Origin of the sequence: Conexibacter woesei Iso977N (genome assembly GCF_000424625.1) — a bacterium.
Taxonomy (GTDB): Bacteria; Actinomycetota; Thermoleophilia; order Solirubrobacterales; family Solirubrobacteraceae; genus Baekduia; species Baekduia woesei_A.
The window spans coordinates 50,204-67,173 of sequence record NZ_AUKG01000005.1 but is presented as its reverse complement, the minus strand read 5'-3'; the positions used below and the strand labels follow the sequence as shown (position 1 = coordinate 67,173).

The following is a 16,970-nucleotide window of genomic DNA, read 5'->3' as shown; positions in this document are numbered from 1 at the left end:
CTCTGCTCTGCGGACCGCCCGAACGCCCCGGCCCCACCGCGGGGCGTGCGCATTCGTTCTTCCGGGCGTTCCGTCCTCTCCGGCATGGGCTTCTTCAGCTACCTCACCGGCTTCGGTGGCCGCGACATGGCCGTCGACCTCGGCACAGCGAACACCCTCGTCTACGTACGTGGGCGCGGCATCGTGCTCTCCGAGCCCTCGGTCGTCGCGATCGACTCGCGCACGGGCGAGGTCCACGCGGTCGGCATCGAGGCCAAGCGGATGCTCGGGCGCACGCCCGGGACGATCCAGGCGATCCGGCCGTTGAAGGACGGCGTCATCGCCGACTTCGACGTGACCGAGGAGATGCTCCGGCACTTCATCCAGAAGGTCCACCAGAACCGCTGGGCGCATCCCCGCGTCGTGGTCTGTGTTCCCTCTGGCGTGACCGGCGTCGAGAAGCGCGCAGTCGAAGAGGCGTGCCTGAGCGCCGGCGCCCGCCAGGCGTACCTGATCGAGGAGCCGATGGCTGCCGCGATCGGCGCCGGGCTCCCGGTCGGCGAGCCGACCGGCTCGATGATCGTCGACATCGGCGGCGGCACCAGCGAGGTCGCGGTGATCTCGCTCGGCGGGATCGTCGTCTCGCAGTCGATCCGCGTCGGCGGCGACGAGCTCGACGAGGCGATCATCAACTACGCCAAGCGCGAGTACAAGCTTCTGATCGGCCAGCAGACCGCCGAGGAGGTCAAGCTGGAGATCGGCTCGGCCTACCCGATGGACGAAGAGGTCCAGGCCGAGATCCGCGGGCGGGACATGGTGTCCGGCCTCCCCAAGACCGTCGTCCTCACCTCCGAGGAGATCCGCCAGGCGCTCGAAGAGCCGCTGTCGCAGATCATCGACGCCGTCAAGGAGACGCTGGACCGCACCCCGCCCGAGCTCGCATCCGACATCATGGATCGCGGCATCATGTTGGCCGGCGGCGGTTCACTCCTCCAGGGGCTCGACGAGCGCCTGCGGGAGGAGACGCAGATGCCGAGCCATCTCGCCGAGTCGCCCCTGACGTGCGTTGCGGTCGGATCCGGCCGCTCGCTCGAGGAGTTCGAAGTGATCCACCGGACGAACAAGAACTCACGGAGCCGGCGCAGGCAGCGTTAGCGCCGCGCCAGGAGAACCGAACTTGGAGTCGCGTACGACATGTACGACAAGACGGTGCGACGGCGCCGAGGAGTCCTCACGCTCCTCGTCGTCAGCTCCCTGATCCTCCTCACCGCGTACTTCCGCGAGCCCCCCGGGGGCGCGCTGCACGGCGTGCAGCGCGGGATCCTGGAGGTCGTCTCGCCGGTGCAGGACCTCGCCAGCACGGCGCTCAGGCCCGTGCGCGACGGCTTCGGCTGGGTCGGCGACACCGTGTCGGCCAAGGGCGACCTCAAGTCGGCGAAGGCCGAGCGCGATCGCTACCGCGCCGCCGCGCAGCGCTCGCAGGCCGCGGTCACCGAGAACACGAGGCTCCGCAAGGACCTGAAGCTCGAGCAGGTCTCGAGCGACGACCTGACCCCGTACGGCCCGGTCTCCGCCCGCGTCGTGACGCGCTCGCCGACGCTCTGGTTCGCGAAGATCACGATCAACAAGGGCTCCGGCGCCGGGATCGAGCCCGGCCAGCCGGTGATCGCCGCCGACGGCGACGGCTCCGAGAACGCGGGGCTGATCGGCAAGGTCGACCAGGTCGTCGGCTCGTCCGCGGTCGTGCGCCTGATCACCGACTCCTCGACCGCCGTCGCGGCGACCACCGCCGACGGCGTCGTCTCCGGGATCGTCAAGCCGAGCCCGGGCAACCCGCGCGACCTGATCATGGACAACGTCCCGGCCGGCGCGGTCGTCAGGCGGGGCGACTTCGTGGTCACCGCGGGGACCGTCGCGCGCCGCAGCGCGCTGGCGTCGCTGTACCCGCCGGACCTCCCGATCGGGCGCATCTCGCACATCGAGGACGCCGGGGCGCTGGACCAGGTCCCGCATCTGAAGCCGTTCGTCGACCCGCGCCAGATCGAGCACGTCCAGGTGCTGACCCGCAAGGTGGACGCCAACCGCTGATGCTCGGCCTGACCCCACAGCTCGCGCTGCGCCTCGCGGTCCTCTGCGTCCTGGTCGTCGTGCTGCAGGTCTCGGCGGTCTCGCAGGTCGTGATCTTCGGCGCCTCGGCGGACCTGACGCCGCTGGTCGTCGCCGCCGTCGGCCTGCTCTGCGGGTCGCTCCCGGGCGCCATCTTCGGCTTCTGCGTCGGCTTCCTGTTCGACGCCGCGCTGGTCCAGACGATGGGCCTGACGAGCTTCACGTGCATCGTCGCGGGCTACGGTGCAGGGCGACTGCGCGAGCTGCGCGACCCGCAGGCCGTCGTCGTCCCGATGATCGTCGGCGCCGTGGCGACCGCGATCACCACCTTCGGCTACGGCCTCCTCAACTTCATGCTGGGCATCGACGCGCCCGTGAGCTTCCTGCTCCTGCGCGTCATCCTGGCCACCATCGTCCTGAACGCCATCATCGCCCTCCCCGTGTTCGCCCTCGTGCGCCGCTGGCTCGCGCCCGCGCTGCCCGACGACCCGCGCCGCCGGCGCCGGCGCGCGTACACGACCGGTGGCCTGTCCCCGTTGAGCCGCGCCTGATGCCGTTCGAACCCGGAACCGGCCGCCCGCCGATCACCCCGCAGCTCGCCGTGCGCGTCGCCGGCGCGGGCGTCATCGCGCTGATCCTGTTCGGGATCGTGTTCTTCCGGCTCTGGTACCTGCAGGTCCTGGACGGCGACAAGTACCTCGCCCAGGCGCGCGACAACCGCGTCCGGACCGCGGTGATCGCCGCGCCGCGCGGCAACATCGTCGACGCGTCCGGGCTGACGCTGGTGCAGAACCGCAAGGCGACGGTCGTCTCGATCAACCCGCAGAGCCTGCCGGTCAGCTACCGCGACGACATCGCCGCCTACGGCCAGAAGGCCGGGCAGTGGGCGACGAACAAGAGGGCGCTGATCGCCAGGCTCGGCAAGACCAAGGGGACCAAGCAGGCCGGCACGGCGCCGGCGCGCCCGCTGGCCGCCGGGCCGCTGATGGTCCGCTTCCGGCGCCTGGCCCAGGTCCTGGAGATGTCGCCCAAGACCATCAACAACCGTGTGGTCGACGGCGTCGTGCAGGTGCCCTACGCCAACGTCCGGATCCGCACCGACATCCCGGTGCCGCAGCGCACGTTCATCCAGGAGCGCCAGAACCGCTTCCCCGGCGTCGTGGTCGAGTCGGTCTACCTGCGCCAGTACCCGCAGAGGACGCTGGCCGCCCAGATCCTGGGCACGATCGGGCAGATCAACAGGGACCAGCTGAGGTCGAGGGCCTTCAGGGGCACCGTGGCCGGGACCGACATCGGGCAGACCGGGCTCGAGGCCCAGTACGACAAGTACCTGCGCGGCACCGACGGCAAGTACCGGATCGACGTCAACGCCGCCGGCGAGCGCCGCAACGCCACGGTCTCGACCGAGCCCAAGCAGGGCGAGACGCTGCACCTGTCGCTCAAGCTCGAGCTCCAGCAGGCGGGGGAGAGGTACCTCAACGAGGTCGGCGGCGGCAGGCCGGGCGCGTTCGTCGCGCTCAACCCGGAGGACGGGTCGATCTACGCGATGGGGTCCAACCCCAGCTACAACCCGCGCGACGCCGCGCCGGGGCGCTACTCGACCGACAGGGCCTACGCCCAGAAGTTCCTCGACGCAGGCACCGACCACCCGCTGGTCAACCGCGCTGACGAGTCCGCGTATCCGACCGGTTCCATCTTCAAGCCGATCACGTCGCTGGCGGGCCTGAGCTCGGGCGCGACGACGGTCGGGCGCATCTTCGACGACACCGGCTGCTACAGGACCGGTGCGCGCGAGCAGGACAAGGCGTGCAACGCCGGCAGGCAGTCCTACGGCTCGATCAACCTGATCGACGCGCTGCGCGTCTCGTCCGACACCTACTTCTACGACCTCGGCAAGCGGCTGTACGACAAGCTGCCGAGCCAGCCGCTGCAGCAGTGGGCGCACAAGCTCGGCGTCGCGCGCAAGACCGGCGTCGACCTGCCCAACGAGCAGGCCGGGGCGATCCCGAGCCCGGAGAAGGTCAAGGAGCTCCAGAACGAGGAGCGCAAGTGCCGCAAGAGGACGCACAAGGCGTTCTGCGGGATCGCGTTCCTCGACAGCTCCTGGAACCCGGGCGACGAGTCGAACTTCGCCGTCGGTCAGGGCGGCCTGCAGGCCACGCCGCTGCAGATGGCCGTCGCCTACTCGACGATCATCAACGGCGGGCTGGTCCCGACGCCGCACCTCGGCCTCGAGGCCGAGAACAGCCGCGGCTACGTCCAGAAGATCGACCACCCGACCAAGCGCTCGGTCAGGATCGACCCGGCCTACCGCGCCGCCATCATGCAGGGCCTGTCGGAGGCCGCCAACAAGGACGGCGGCACGTCCAAGGCGGTCTGGGACCAGGGCTGGCCGCGCAGCAGGTACCCGATCTTCGGCAAGACCGGCACCGCCGAGCGCTTCTACGGCCCGGCGGCGGTCGAGCTCGACCAGTCCTGGTACGTCGGCTACTCCTACGCCGGCAACCCCAAGCACAAGCCGATCCTCGTTGTCTGCACCGTCGAGAAGGGCGGCTTCGGCGCCGCGACCGCCGCGCCGATCGTCCGGCTGATCATGTCCAAGTGGTTCGGCGTGTCGCCGAAGCTGGTCCGCGGGGAGAGCAGCGACAGGTGAGCGCCGCCTCCACACCGCTGCGCGACATCGACGACGCGCCCCCGCGCGATCGCGTCAGGGTCCAGGGCGCCGCCCTGCCGTTCGACCTCGTCCTCGTGCTGGCCATCCTCGGCCTGGCGGGCTGCTCGCTGACGGCGATCAAGTACTCGACGGTCGACGACATCACCGGCGACCCGACCTACTACTTCAAGCGCCAGGCGATCTTCTTCGTCGTCGGCGGCATCCTCTCGCTGGCGCTGATCCGCTTCGACTACGCGCTGCTGCGGCGCGCGCGCTGGTGGATCTACGGTTTCCTGATGGCCTCGATCTTCGCGGTCAAGATCCTCGGGTCGGTCGCCAAGGGCGCGCAGCGCTCGATCGCGCTCGGCCCGTTCCAGTTCCAGGCCTCCGAGCTGGGCAAGGTGCTGATCGTGATCGCGCTCGCGTCGTTCGCGGCCGATCGCGCCAGGCGCCTCAACGAGTGGGACACCACGGCCCGCATCATGCTGCTGGCCCTGATCCCGGCCGCGTTCGTGATGGTCCAGCCGGACCTCGGCTCGGCGCTCGTCTACGGGGCGATCTCGCTGGCCACCCTCTTCTTCGCCGGTACTCCGGTCCGCCACTTCCTCGCGCTTCTGGCGCTCGGCGCCGTGGCCATCAGCATGGTGCTGGTGATCGCGCCCGCCGCGGGGGTGGAGGTCCTCCACGGGTACCAGAAGGACCGACTGACGTCGTTCCTGCATCCGTCCGCCGACACCAACAAGGCGGGCTACCAGCAGCACCAGTCTCTGATCGCGATCGGTTCCGGCCGCAAGACCGGGCGCGGGACCCACGCGACGCAGACGAAGGACAACTTCCTGCCCGAGCACCACACCGACTTCATCAACGCGGTCGTGGGTGAACGCTGGGGCTTCGTCGGCGCAGCGCTCGTGCTGAGCCTCTACGCGCTGCTGATATGGCGCGGGCTGCGCATCTTGACCATGGCGAAGGACCTGTTCGGCGCCGTCATGGCGGGCGGCATCGTTGCGATGCTGCTGTTCCAGGTCTTCGTGAACGTCGGCATGACCCTCGGGATCATGCCCATCACCGGCATCCCCCTTCCGCTCATGAGCTATGGCGGGTCGTCGGTGGTCTCAACCCTCTTGGCGATCGGCCTTTTGCAGGCGATCTACGTCCAAGGACGTATGTCGGCTTCGACGAAGGGCCGCATCATGAGCCACTGATTTGGTAAGGACCAGTACATCGTGAGAAAGCAAGTGCTCGTCAGCGTGGACCGCGGGGAGACCCGCGTGGCGCTGATGGAAGCCACGGGAGCGCCCAGCGCGACCACCGCTGCCAAGAGCAGCGGCGCGTCGTCGAGCCGGAGCCGCTCCACCAGGGCGAGGGCCGGCGCGTCCGAGAAGGACGGCTGGCGCGTCGCGGAGCTCTACCTGGAGCGCCGCGGCAACCGCTCGATCGTCGGCAACATCTACAAGGGCAAGGTCGACAACGTCCTGCCCGGGCTCGAGGCGGCGTTCGTCGACATCGGGCTCGACAAGAACGGCTTCCTGCACGTGGATGAGATCGTCATCCCGGGCGTGGAGGTGGCGCGCCGTGGGCGGGTCAACTCCAAGGGCAAGTCGATCAGCGAGCTGCTGAGGCCGGGCCAGGAGGTCGTCGTCCAGGTCGTCAAGGATCCCTTGAAGACCAAGGGCGCGCGGCTGTCGATGGACCTGACGATCGCCGGGCGGTACATGGTGTACACGCCCACCGGCGAGGGCGTCGGCGTCTCCAAGCGCCTGGATGACAGGGAGCGCGACCGCCTGCGGCGCGAGGCCAAGGGCCTCGACCTGCACGGCGGCGGCGCGATCGTCCGGACCGCGGCGCACGGCGCCAGGCGCCAGGACTTCGAGCGCGAGCTGCAGTACCTCTTCAAGCTGCACGAGGTGCTGGAGAAGCGCGTCGCCGACACCGTGGCGCCGGCGATGGTCTTCCAGGAGGCGGACCTGAGCGTCCGCGTCGTGCGCGACATCTTCAGCGCGGACTTCGAGAAGGCGATCGTCGACGACGAGCAGCAGCACCACCGGCTGGTGTCGTTCTTCTCGCGCACGGCGCCGGAGCTGGTCGACCGGGTCGAGCTGTGGCAGGAGTCCAAGCCGCTGTTCGAGGCCTGGAACGTCGAGAAGGTCATCGACGGGCTGATGAGCAAGCGCGTGGATCTCCCGTCGGGCGGCTACCTGCTGATCGACTACGCCGAGGCGCTGACGGTCATCGACGTCAACTCCGGGTCGTTCGTCGGGCGCGGCAGGCAGGCGCGCCTGGAGGACACGATCACGCGCACGAACCTGGAGGCGGCCGACGAGGTCGTCCGCCAGCTGCGGCTGCGCGACATCGGCGGGATCATCGTCATCGACTTCATCGACATGGCGCGCGCGAAGAACCGCGACGCCGTGCTGAAGACGCTGCGCAAGGCGCTCGACGAGGATCGAACCAAGACGTTCACGGCCGAGATCTCGAAGCTCGGCCTGGTCGAGATGACGCGCCAGAACGTGACCGAGGGCGTCCGGGAGATCATGTCCCGGCCGTGCCCGACGTGCCACGGCGAGGGCGTCATCAAGTCCGAGGACACGATCGCGATCGAGTTCGAGCGCCAGCTGCGCGAGCTCGCCTCCCGGGCCAAGCGCGGGACCGAGGCGTTCCTCGTCCAGGTGAACCCGAGGGTCTCGGCCAAGTTCACCGGCGAGGGCGCGCGCGTCCTGCACGCGCTCGAGCAGGAGACCGGGAAGATCTTCCACTTCGAGGGCTCCGAGGGCCTGCCGCTGGACCACTTCGCGATCACGCAGGAGGGCTCCAACGACGACATCGAGGAGCGCGCGATCCCGTTCAAGGAGGGCGACGAGGTGATGGTCAACATCATCGAGCCGCACATGTACGAGGTCGACGACGCGGTCGCCAAGATCGACGGCTACATCATCTCGGTGGTCAACGGCGGGCGCTTCGTGGGGTCCAAGAAGCTGGTCCGGATCGAGGAGGCGGGGCGCACCGCAGCGACCGCCGTGCTCCTGGATGTGGACGACGACGAGAACCCGGACAGCGGTTCCGGCGACGAGTCGCTAGAATCGAGGCCTCGGCGCCGCGGCCGCAGAGGCGGACGGCGCCGTTCGGCTGTCAAGACAGCCGCAGAGACTTCTTCGGAGTAACGGAAACCATGTACGCGATCGTCAAGACCGGCGGCAAGCAGTACCGCGTCGAGGAGGGCCAGACCCTTCTCGTGGAGCGACTGCCTGGCGAAGCCGGAGCCAAGCTCGACCTCGAGCCCCTCACCCTCGTGGGTGACGACGTCCTGTTCGGCGACAGGCTCGGCAAGTCCGCCGTGTCCGCCGAGGTCGTCGAGCACCTGCGCGGCCCCAAGCTGCGGGTGAACAAGTTCAAGCCGAAGCGCGGCTACCGGCGTAGGGCCGGTCACCGCCAGGAGCTCACCCGCATCCGGGTGACCAAGATCACGAAGGGCTAGGGGAGACAAGGCATGGCACATAAGAAGGGCCTCGGCTCCTCCAAGAACGGCCGCGATTCGAACCCCCAGTTCCTCGGGGTCAAGATCTTCGCCGGCCAGGTCGTGACCGGCGGCGAGATCCTCGTCCGCCAGCGCGGCTCCAGGTTCAAGGCCGGCGAGGGCGTCGGCATGGGCAAGGACGACACGCTGTTCGCGAAGGCGCCGGGCACCGTCGACTTCCGCACCGGCCGCCGCGGCCGCGTGGTGTCGGTCCTGCCGGACGAAGCGGCCTAGCCTCTCCGCACCGAGTTTCCGAACGGCCGGCGCTTCTGCGCCGGCCGTTCGTCGTTAACCGCCGTCGCTACACGCGCCTCCACTGCCGTGGCACCACCACCGCCGCTGGCCGCGGTCGTCGTCAGCGACACCGCCATCGCCCTGCCTACCGGTATCGAACCCCCATGGCACTTCGAGGCTGCGCACAGCGTCCGCCATCGCCGCCTCTCGGCACACGCGCCTCCACTGCCGCGGCGCCACCACCGCTCCTGGCCGCGACCTTCCTCAGCGGCGCCGCCACCGGCCTGCCTATCGGTATCGAACCCCCGCGGCACTTCGTGGCTGTACCTAGCGTCCGCCATCGCCGCCAACTCGCAACGCGCGCATCGTCACCCGTCCGATGATGCCCGTCACCGGCCGCGGCCGGGCTCGCGGCTCTGGTCTAGCCGTCGCGCCGATGCGGAGGTGTCCTGTGACGCTTCGGCGGAGGATCGAGGTAGATGTGATCGACGCCCGGAATGACGTCGAAGTGCCTGTCGCATGACACCAACGGCCACCTGCGGACGTTCGCGGTGGCGGCGATCCAGAGATCGTTGTCGGGGACGGCGACGCCGCTGGCACGACAGGACGCGCGGAGCTGAGCGCACTCGTCGATCACGGCGAGGTCGAGCGGCACCCAGAGGTACGCGGCCATCAGCTGCTCTGCATCGGCTCGCCGCGCTGTGCCCCAACCGGCGGAGATGTGCCCGTCACGAAGCTCGGCGAGCGTGATGACGCTGATGCCGAGGATCGCCGCGGTCAGACGCTCGCGCGTCTTGGCGGGCCAGCCTTCCAGCGGACCCTTGACCTGCACGACGCTGACGAACGACGTGTCGCAGAGGATGTTCTCGGCGGCCGCCGCCGCCTCGTTGCCGCCCATCTACTCGCCGAGGATCGTCTCGAGGAAACGCGCGGCCTCCTCGTCATCGGTCGGCCAGCGGCCGGCCATGGCGGCGAGTCCCTGAGGCCCGTCGACGTGCTGGTCCTCCCGCAGATGCGCGGCCGGGACGATCTCGATGCTGAACAGCGAGTCCTGCGTCGGCTCCGCGATCGGATCGATCTCGTCGATCTGCAGCCGGCCCGTCGCGGGCGACATGCGACGCCCGATGCCGGTCACGCGGACCACTCGCTCGATCAGTCCGAGGACGAGATCGTGAAGGTGATCTGGATAGGTGCCGGTCCAGTCTGTTCCGTCCTGGCCGCGGACCTGCACCCGTCGGTTCGGCGGATCCGCCTCGATCAGGTGCAGGCGGCCGGTGACCGTCAACGGCGCCTCGGGGCCGGCCGGTGTCGCCTGGCTCATCTGCTCGATGCGTTCACGGTCGATCATCACGCGTGGGCGCGCGCCGCCCCTGGACAGCTCGACGCCGAAGCTGCCGTCCTCCCCAAGAGCACGACGAGCGCTGCCGAGAGCTTCGACAACGGGTCCGGCAAGCCTGCGGCCCGCCTCGATGTCGTCGAGCATCCGGCTGAGTGTCGTGACGGCCAGCGGTTCGCCGGCGTCGAGCGCCAGGTCGTCGTCTTCCGTGGCAGCGAGGCTGGGTTCCAGGGTCGCGATCCCGCTTCCGGTCCTGAACGCCACCATGCGAAACGCCGAAGCGGCGTTGTCGCGCGCTGCGGGCCGGCCGCTCTTCCGTGCGATCTTCCCTTGGCTGGCTCTGTCGAACTCGCGCAGCGCCGACCGGAAATGCACGAGGAACGCTTCGAACGCGTCGATGTCGACGCCTTCGCGTGCCCGTGTTCCGTGGAGATCGAGAACGAGTTCTGCCATCGCCAAGCGAACGGTACGGCCTCGTCAGTGGCGAGTGGGCAGATGCAGGCCATCTGGCGACAAGCCTCATGCCTTTCGTGGCAAACGACGAGAGAATCGTCGTGTGTGGTAGCTCTGTGATCTGTTGTGTGATTGGACTGTGATTGGCGGTGGTACTAGCATGTCAATCACCATGGCAACAATCGAACGCAGTCGGCCGGACCTTGATGCGCATGCTCGTGCGACGCGGGCGGCGTTCCCGGAGGTCGTTGGGGAGTTGCGGGAGGGGCTGGGGGCCCGGTTGGTCGCGTACCTCGCGGGAGTCGGGGAGACGCGGGCGGTGAACGAGTGGGTTGAGGGGAAGCGGACGCCGGGCGATGAGACGCAGCAGCGGCTGCGGTTCGCGTTGCGGATCACGATCCCGATCGTCGCGGCGGACTCGCCGGAGATCGCGCAGGCGTGGTTCCAGGGGTTGAACCCGCAGTTGGAGGACCGGTCGCCGGCGCGGTTGCTGCGCGAGGGTGCGCTCGACGAGGTGGGGCCGATGATCGTGGCGGCGCAGCGGGCGTTCCTGGTTGGCGGGTGAGCGTCCCGGAGCTGCGCGCGGTCGGGGCACCGGAGCTGCTCTACCGGCTGGGCCGGCCGCCGGATGCGTGGGCGCTGCCGCCGTGGGAGTTCGCGGGGCCGGACGGGACGTTCGACAACCGCTACGACGACCCGCTCGGGCTGTACCGCGTGGTCTACGCGAGCGGTCAGAGATTCGGCACGTTCGTCGAGACGCTTGCGCGGTTCCGGCCGGACCTCGCGGTGGTCGCCGAGCTGGCGGCGATCGCGGGGAGCGAGGGCGACGCGCCGACCATCCCCGCGGGCGTGGTGCCGAGCGGATGGCTCACCAACCGCTGCATCGGCGTCGCGAGCGTGGCGCAGGCGAGGTTCGCCGACGTCGCGCACTCGGATTCGATCGCGCACCTGAGAACCGCGCTGGCCAAGCGCCTCGTGCACTACGGCCTCGACGACTTCGACGCGGGTGACCTCCGCACCCGCGCCCCGCGCGCGCTGACCCAGGAGATCTCGCGCTACGTCTACGACCAGGGCTTCGCGGGCCTCAGATACCCGTCCCGCCTCGGCGACGACATCGTCAACTGGGCGCTCTTCGAGCCGGCTCCGCTGCAGCGCGTCATCACTCGCGCGCAGAAGCTGCGCGCCGACGATCCGGACCTCCAGTCCGCGCTCGCGACCCTCGGCCTGACGCTGCGCTGAGCCCTACGAGGCGGACCCGAAGCCCATCGGCGGTTCGTCGTAGCCCTCGGCAGAGCGCCGGTGGGCGGTGGCCAGCCTGCGCTTCCGCCTCGCGGCGCGACGGTCCCTCATACGGCCGATCAGCCGGCGGAACATCATCAACAACCCCTTTACCTCGTGAAGAAGCCGCCGTGGCGCCAGGCGATGCTGGGCATCACGGTCACGACCTCCTTGGGAGACGACGCGATGCTACGACCACGCTCTGGATGCGTCAACGGTCAGGGCTCGTTGTCCGGAGACGCGCCGGCGTTTGCGCAGACACCGCCCCAAGTGGTCAAATGTTGCGTGTGCAACAATTGGCAGGGTGTCCGCTCCCTCTCCCCTCGATGCACGCCGCAAGACGCTGATCCTGGTCCTCTGCTGTCTCGCGCAGTTCATGGTGATCCTGGATGTCTCGATCGTGAACGTCGCGCTGCCGTCGATCCGCGGTGACCTGGGCTTCTCCGCCACCGGCCTGCAGTGGGTCGTCAACGCGTACACGTTGACCTTCGCCGGCTTCCTGCTGCTCGGCGGGCGTGCCGCGGACCTGATCGGGCGGCGGGAGGTCTTCGCGGGTGGGCTGCTGCTGTTCGCGTTCGCCTCGCTGCTCGGTGGCGTCGCGCAGTCCGACGCGATGCTGATCGGCGCCCGCGCCGCGCAGGGGCTCGGCGGCGCGGTGGTCGCGCCCGCCACGCTGAGCATCCTCGCCACCACCTTCACGGAAGGCTCAGAGCGCAACCGCGCGCTCGGCCTCTGGGGCGCGATGGGCGGCGTTGGCGGCGCGACGGGCGCGCTGCTCGGCGGCATCCTCACGCAGACCCTCTCCTGGCGCTGGATCCTGCTGATCAACGTCCCGATCGGGATCGTCGCCGCGCTCGCCGCGCTGCGCATCGTCACGAAGGGCCGCCGGGATCAGAGGGCCGCGAGCTCCTTCGACCTCATGGGCGCCCTGACCGTCACCGGTGGCCTCGTCGTCCTGACCTACGGGATCGTCGAGACCGACAAGCACGGCTGGGGCTCGGCCCGGACGCTGATCACGCTCGCGATCGGCGTGGCGCTGCTGGCGACGTTCGTCCTGATCGAGGGCCGCCTCGCCAAGGCCCCGCTCGTCCCGCTGCGCATCTTCAAGAACCGCCCCGTCGTCGGCGCCGACATCGTCGTCTTCTGCATGGGCGCGAGCGCGTTCGCCATGTGGTACTTCCTGTCGCTCTACCTGCAGGAGGTGCTCGGCTACGACCCGATCGAAGCCGGCCTCGCGTTCCTGCCGATGACGCTGGCGATCGTGGCCACGTCGCAGTTCGCGAGCCGCGGCGTCGGCCGCTTCGGCCCCGGGATCGTCCTGACCTTCGGGATGGTCCTGATCGGGATCGGCATGCTCGGCCTCTCACGCGTGTCGCACGACGGCAACTACTGGGCCGACGTCCTCGTCCCCTCGGTGATCACCGCCGCCGGGATCGGCTTCAGCTTCGTCCCCGTGACGATCGCCGCGACGCAGGGCGTCAGGGGCCCCGAGGCGGGCCTCGCGTCCGGCCTCGTCAACACGTTCCGCCAGGTCGGCGGCTCGATCGGCCTCGCGCTGCTGGCGACCGTCGCGACGCAGAAGACCAACGACGTCGTCAAGCACGCCGACATCAAGGTCGCGCTGACCGAGGGCTTCCGCCACGCGTTCGTGATCGGCGCCGGGTTCGCGCTGCTGGGCGCGGTGATCTCCTACGTCGTGCTGGTCCTCGCGGGCAGGCGCGAGGCGGCCGCCGCGGCGCGCGCGGCGAGCGCCGAATCCGCGTAGCATCTGCCACATGGCCGACCGCCTGGAGGACGTCGTCAACATCGGTCCCGCCCTCGCGCACGACCTGCGCGCGATCGGCGTGAGCACCGAGGACGACCTGCGCGCGGTCGGCGCCCAGGCCGCCTGGCTGCGCCTCTACGAGGTCGGCTCGCGCGACTGCCTCTCGTCGTTCCTGGCGCTCGAGGGCGCGGTCCGGGGCGTCCGCTGGATGCAGATCGCCCCGGAAGAACGCGACGCCTGCTGCGCTGCGATGCGCGCGGTGCTCGACGCCGAGCGCCCCGCCGCGACCGCCTAGGCCAGCGCCAGCTCGCGCGGCTCCGCCGGCTCCTCCGCGCCGTGCGGCGCGACGCCGCGCAGCGTCCACCACGCGGTCGCCGCACCGACCACCATCACAACGGCGCCGCCCAGCGCCGCGGCGTGCAGCCCATGGGTGAACGCGACCCGCGCGCCTTCCAGGAGCGCGTCGCCGGACCGGCCCGGCAGCCCGCGCGCGACCTCGATCGCGCCGCCGAGCGTCTCGTGCGCCGCGCGCGGCACGCCCGCGCCGACGTCGTGGCGGTAGACCGCCGCGCCGATCGACCCCAGCACCGCGACGCCGATCGCGCCGCCGAGCTCCTGTCCGGTCTCGGCCACCGCGCTCGCCGCACCCGCGCGCTCGGCCGGCGCCGCGCCGAGGATCAGGTCGGTCAGCAGCGTCATCGCGCCCGCCAGGCCCATCGTGCAGACGACGGTCCCGATCAACGCCACCAACAACCCGTGGTGTGCCGGGACGCGCGTCATCACCAAGAACCCGCACAACGCCAGCAGGAAGCACGCGGCGACCACGGCCGCCGGCCGGACCCGCTGCGCGGCGACCATCGCCAGCGGCGCGACGACGCCGACGCTCAGCGGCGCCGGGAGCGTCCAGAGCGCGGCGTGCAAGGGGGAGAGGCCGAGCACCGACTGCAGGTACTGCGTCGTGAACAGCGCGTAGCCGACGAGCGCGAGCATGGCCATCAGGTTGACCGCGACCGCGCCGCTGAAGCGCACGTTGCGGAACAGCGCGAGGTCGATCAGCGGGACCGTCAGACGCCGCTGGCGCGCGACGAACACGACTCCTACAAGAACGCCGCCGGCCAGGCACGCGGCCGACAGCACGCCGATCCCGTCGACCGCCGCGCGCTGCAACCCGTACACCAACGGCAACATGGTGCACAACGACAGCACGGCGCTGGTCGCGTCGATCCGGGCGCGCGAGGGCTCGCGCGACTCCGGCAGCAGCCGCGGCGCCAACACCACCAACAACACCATCACCGGGACGTTGACCAGGAACACCGAGCCCCACGAGAAGTGCTCCAACAACACGCCGCCGAGCAGCGGGCCGAGCGCCGAGCCGCCGCTGACCACACCGGTCCAGATCGCGACCGCGCGGCGGCGCTCGGCGTCGTCGGGGAACAGGTTGCGCAGCAGCGCCAGCGACGACGGCATCAGCGTCGCGCCGCCGACGCCCATCAGCGCGCGGCAGGCGATCAGCTGGTCGGCGTCCTGGGCGAACGCGGCCGCGGCGCTCGCCGTGCCGAACGCGGCGGCGCCGAGGACGAGCACGCGCCGCCGGCCGTAGCGGTCGGCCAGCGCGCCCATCGTGATCAGCAGGCCGGCGAGGACGAACCCGTACACGTCGAGCATCCACAGCTGCTGGGTTCCGGACGGCGCGAGGTCGGCGCTGATGTAGGGCGCGGCGAAGTACAGGATCGTGACGTCCATGGCCACGAGCAGCACGGCGAGCAGGAGCACGCCGAGCCCGAGCCACTTGGAACGGAGGGGGAGAGGGGTCATGGCGCGGCACCGTACACGAGATCCATACATTTGTATAGAACGTACGTATGAATGGATCGACACGGTAGGATCCCCGGCCGATGGGCCACAAGGACGACCTCCTGGACGGCGCCAAGCGCTGCCTCTACGAGAAGGGCTACGCCCGGACGACCGCGCGCGACATCGTCGCCGCGTCCGGGACCAACCTCGCCTCGATCGGCTACCACTACGGGTCCAAGGAGAACCTCCTCAACGCCGCGCTGATGAGCGCGACCGAGGACTGGGCCGAGGCGATCGGCGCCGCCGTGGACGCCGCGCCCCAGAGCGCCGACCCCTACGAGCGCTTCGGCGCGATCTTCGCCCGGATCCTCGAGTCCTTCGGCGCCTTCCGCCCGCTCTGGAGCGCGACCTTCGAGTCGCTCTCCCAGCTCGACCACGCCGACGCGGTCCGGGCGTTCTTCGCCGACGTCCAGGGCATGGCCCACCGCGAGATCAGCCGCCTCTGGTTCGGCACGCCCGACGAGATCGAGGTCACCGACCCCGACCACGTCCGCGTCGGCCAGCTGCTGCAGGCGATGCTGATCGGCCTCATGGGCCAGATGCTCGTCGACCCGGCGCAGGCGCCGAGCGGCGACGACCTCGCCGCCGCGCTGCGCACGATGTTCCCGCCGCCGCCCGCGGCGGGCTAGACCCCGACGTCGACCGGTTCGTCCGGCGGCCCGTCGCGCAGGAGCTCACGCAACCGGGCCGCCAGGTCGGCCGGGACCAGGCGGTCGGGGCAGGCGTCCAGCTCGGCGAGCGTGAACCAGCGGGCGTCGCGCAGGTCGGCCTGCTCGCCGGGCGTCCAGCCGGAGCGGTCGATCGCGAACGCCGACGGGACGCGGGCCAGGAACCAGCGCTCGCGCTGGTCGATGCGCACGCCGCCCCAGCGGAACCGGTGGCAGCGGTGCCAGACCTCGTCGACCCCTACACCTGGCAACGCGTAGCCGGTCTCCTCGGCGACCTCGCGCGCGAGCGCCGCGCGCGGGTCCTCGCCCTCCTCGATCCCGCCGCCCGGCGGGAACCAGAAGCGCGTGCGACCGTCAGCGTCCGGATCCTCCGCCGCCAGCAGCAGGACCCGCTCGTCGGGCGTGACGAGCAGCACCCGCACCGCGCGGCGCAGCTCGATCACGTCGGCTGCGCCGTCGGCCGCACGAGGATCTCGTTGACGTCCACGTGCGGCGGCTGCGACACCGCGTACATCACGGCGCGCGCGATGTCGTCGGGGTGCAGCCGGCCCTCGCCCGGGTCGTCGAAGAACGGCGTGTCGACCATCCCCGGCTCGATCACCGTCGTCCGGATCCCCGTGTCGTTGAGGTCGGCCCGGATCGCCTCGCCCATCGCGGTGACCGCCCACTTCGTCGCGCTGTACAGCGACCCCGGCAGCGCACGCCGCCCCGCGACCGACCCCGTCAGCAGCACGTGCCCGCGCGACTCCTTCAGCGCCGGGATCGCCGCCCGGACCGTGTACGCGGCGCCGAGCACGTTGGTCAGCACCATCGCCTTCCAGTGCTCCGGCGTCTCCTCCAGCCACCCACGCTTGGCGCCGAACCCGGCGTTGGCGTAGACCACGTCGAGCCGACCGAAGGCGTCCAAAGCGCCGCGCACGAGCCGCTCGTTGTCGGCCCACTCGGTCACGTCGCACTCGACCGCGAGCGCGCGTTCCGGCCCGCCCAGCTCCGCCGAGAGCGCCTCCAGCTTGTCCAGCGAGCGCGCGCCGAGCACGACGCGATACCCCGCATCAACCGCGGCCCGAGCCGTTGCGGCGCCGATGCCCGTGCTGGCGCCCGTGATCAGGAAGACAGGATCCATGTCCGCAACG

At 70.4% G+C, this 16,970-nt stretch carries 18 protein-coding genes; 13 read left to right on the top strand and 5 right to left on the bottom strand.

The window, feature by feature from the left end:
• The first annotated feature begins 84 nt into the window (after positions 1–84).
• From H030_RS0126660 to rpmA, 8 genes are read left to right on the top strand one after another with little or no spacing between them, the layout of a single operon-like run.
• On the top strand, positions 85–1,134 hold the full coding sequence (locus tag H030_RS0126660) for a rod shape-determining protein (RefSeq protein WP_027008373.1): 1,050 nt from the start codon (positions 85–87) through the stop codon (positions 1,132–1,134).
• 39 nt (positions 1,135–1,173) lie between these two features.
• A complete protein-coding gene (mreC, locus tag H030_RS0126655) occupies positions 1,174–2,067 on the top strand; it encodes a rod shape-determining protein MreC (RefSeq protein ID WP_027008372.1) in 894 nt (297 codons plus the stop codon).
• Complete coding sequence (mreD, locus tag H030_RS37960; RefSeq protein ID WP_027008371.1) at positions 2,067–2,636, top strand: rod shape-determining protein MreD; 570 nt, start codon at positions 2,067–2,069, stop codon at positions 2,634–2,636. The genes mreC and mreD overlap by 1 nt, the downstream gene beginning before the upstream one ends.
• Entirely contained in the window at positions 2,636–4,738 is a 2,103-nt protein-coding gene (locus H030_RS0126645; protein ID WP_027008370.1) for a penicillin-binding transpeptidase domain-containing protein, read from the top strand. Before mreD ends, H030_RS0126645 begins: the two co-directional genes overlap by 1 nt.
• Complete coding sequence (gene rodA / locus H030_RS0126640) at positions 4,735–5,940, top strand: rod shape-determining protein RodA (protein WP_027008369.1); 1,206 nt, start codon at positions 4,735–4,737, stop codon at positions 5,938–5,940. The genes H030_RS0126645 and rodA overlap by 4 nt, the downstream gene beginning before the upstream one ends.
• Before the next feature lie 21 nt (positions 5,941–5,961).
• Positions 5,962–7,896 (top strand): Rne/Rng family ribonuclease, encoded by a 1,935-nt coding sequence (locus H030_RS35510; protein ID WP_051223804.1) that lies wholly within the window; start codon positions 5,962–5,964, stop codon positions 7,894–7,896.
• Between the two features lie 8 nt (positions 7,897–7,904).
• The gene (rplU, locus tag H030_RS0126630) at positions 7,905–8,210 is read left to right on the top strand and encodes a 50S ribosomal protein L21 (RefSeq protein ID WP_027008368.1); all 306 of its coding nucleotides are present in this window, start codon (positions 7,905–7,907) and stop codon (positions 8,208–8,210) included.
• 12 nt (positions 8,211–8,222) lie between these two features.
• A complete protein-coding gene (gene rpmA / locus H030_RS0126625) occupies positions 8,223–8,483 on the top strand; it encodes a 50S ribosomal protein L27 (RefSeq protein ID WP_027008367.1) in 261 nt (86 codons plus the stop codon).
• Between the two features lie 421 nt (positions 8,484–8,904).
• On the opposite strand, the gene H030_RS35505 is transcribed toward rpmA, so the two are convergent.
• Together H030_RS35505 and H030_RS0126615 are read right to left on the bottom strand one after the other, a co-directional pair.
• Complete coding sequence (locus H030_RS35505) at positions 8,905–9,381, bottom strand: type II toxin-antitoxin system VapC family toxin (protein ID WP_035130239.1); 477 nt, start codon at positions 9,379–9,381, stop codon at positions 8,905–8,907.
• Positions 9,382–10,272: a hypothetical protein gene (locus H030_RS0126615; RefSeq protein ID WP_027008366.1), complete on the bottom strand. Its 891-nt coding sequence runs from the start codon at positions 10,270–10,272 to the stop codon at positions 9,382–9,384.
• A 172-nt stretch (positions 10,273–10,444) separates the two neighbouring features.
• Between H030_RS0126615 and H030_RS40735 the strand changes: the two genes are divergently transcribed.
• The 4 genes from H030_RS40735 (at position 10,445) to H030_RS35495 (ending at position 13,610) form a co-directional block, all read left to right on the top strand.
• The gene (locus tag H030_RS40735; RefSeq protein ID WP_027008365.1) at positions 10,445–10,837 is read left to right on the top strand and encodes a hypothetical protein; all 393 of its coding nucleotides are present in this window, start codon (positions 10,445–10,447) and stop codon (positions 10,835–10,837) included.
• On the top strand, positions 10,834–11,511 hold the full coding sequence (locus H030_RS35500) for an RES family NAD+ phosphorylase (protein ID WP_051223803.1): 678 nt from the start codon (positions 10,834–10,836) through the stop codon (positions 11,509–11,511). The genes H030_RS40735 and H030_RS35500 overlap by 4 nt, the downstream gene beginning before the upstream one ends.
• A 343-nt stretch (positions 11,512–11,854) precedes the next feature.
• Positions 11,855–13,315: an MFS transporter gene (locus H030_RS0126595; RefSeq protein ID WP_035130236.1), complete on the top strand. Its 1,461-nt coding sequence runs from the start codon at positions 11,855–11,857 to the stop codon at positions 13,313–13,315.
• 10 nt (positions 13,316–13,325) lie between these two features.
• Positions 13,326–13,610, top strand: coding sequence for a TfoX/Sxy family DNA transformation protein (locus tag H030_RS35495; RefSeq protein WP_051223802.1), 285 nt, complete (start codon positions 13,326–13,328; stop codon positions 13,608–13,610).
• Here the strand turns inward: H030_RS35495 and H030_RS0126585 are convergent.
• Positions 13,607–15,130, bottom strand: coding sequence for an MFS transporter (locus H030_RS0126585; protein WP_027008363.1), 1,524 nt, complete (start codon positions 15,128–15,130; stop codon positions 13,607–13,609). The two genes, H030_RS35495 and H030_RS0126585, sit on opposite strands and share 4 nt — an antisense overlap.
• A gap of 80 nt (positions 15,131–15,210) precedes the next feature.
• Here H030_RS0126585 and H030_RS0126580 point away from each other — a divergent pair, with 80 nt between their 5' ends.
• Entirely contained in the window at positions 15,211–15,798 is a 588-nt protein-coding gene (locus H030_RS0126580) for a TetR/AcrR family transcriptional regulator (RefSeq protein ID WP_027008362.1), read from the top strand.
• On the opposite strand, the gene H030_RS35490 is transcribed toward H030_RS0126580, so the two are convergent.
• Together H030_RS35490 and H030_RS0126570 are read right to left on the bottom strand one after the other, a co-directional pair.
• A complete protein-coding gene (locus H030_RS35490; protein WP_035130233.1) occupies positions 15,795–16,280 on the bottom strand; it encodes an NUDIX hydrolase in 486 nt (161 codons plus the stop codon). The two genes, H030_RS0126580 and H030_RS35490, sit on opposite strands and share 4 nt — an antisense overlap.
• On the bottom strand, positions 16,277–16,960 hold the full coding sequence (locus H030_RS0126570) for an SDR family oxidoreductase (RefSeq protein WP_027008361.1): 684 nt from the start codon (positions 16,958–16,960) through the stop codon (positions 16,277–16,279). The genes H030_RS35490 and H030_RS0126570 overlap by 4 nt, the downstream gene beginning before the upstream one ends.
• Positions 16,961–16,970 lie beyond the last annotated feature (10 nt).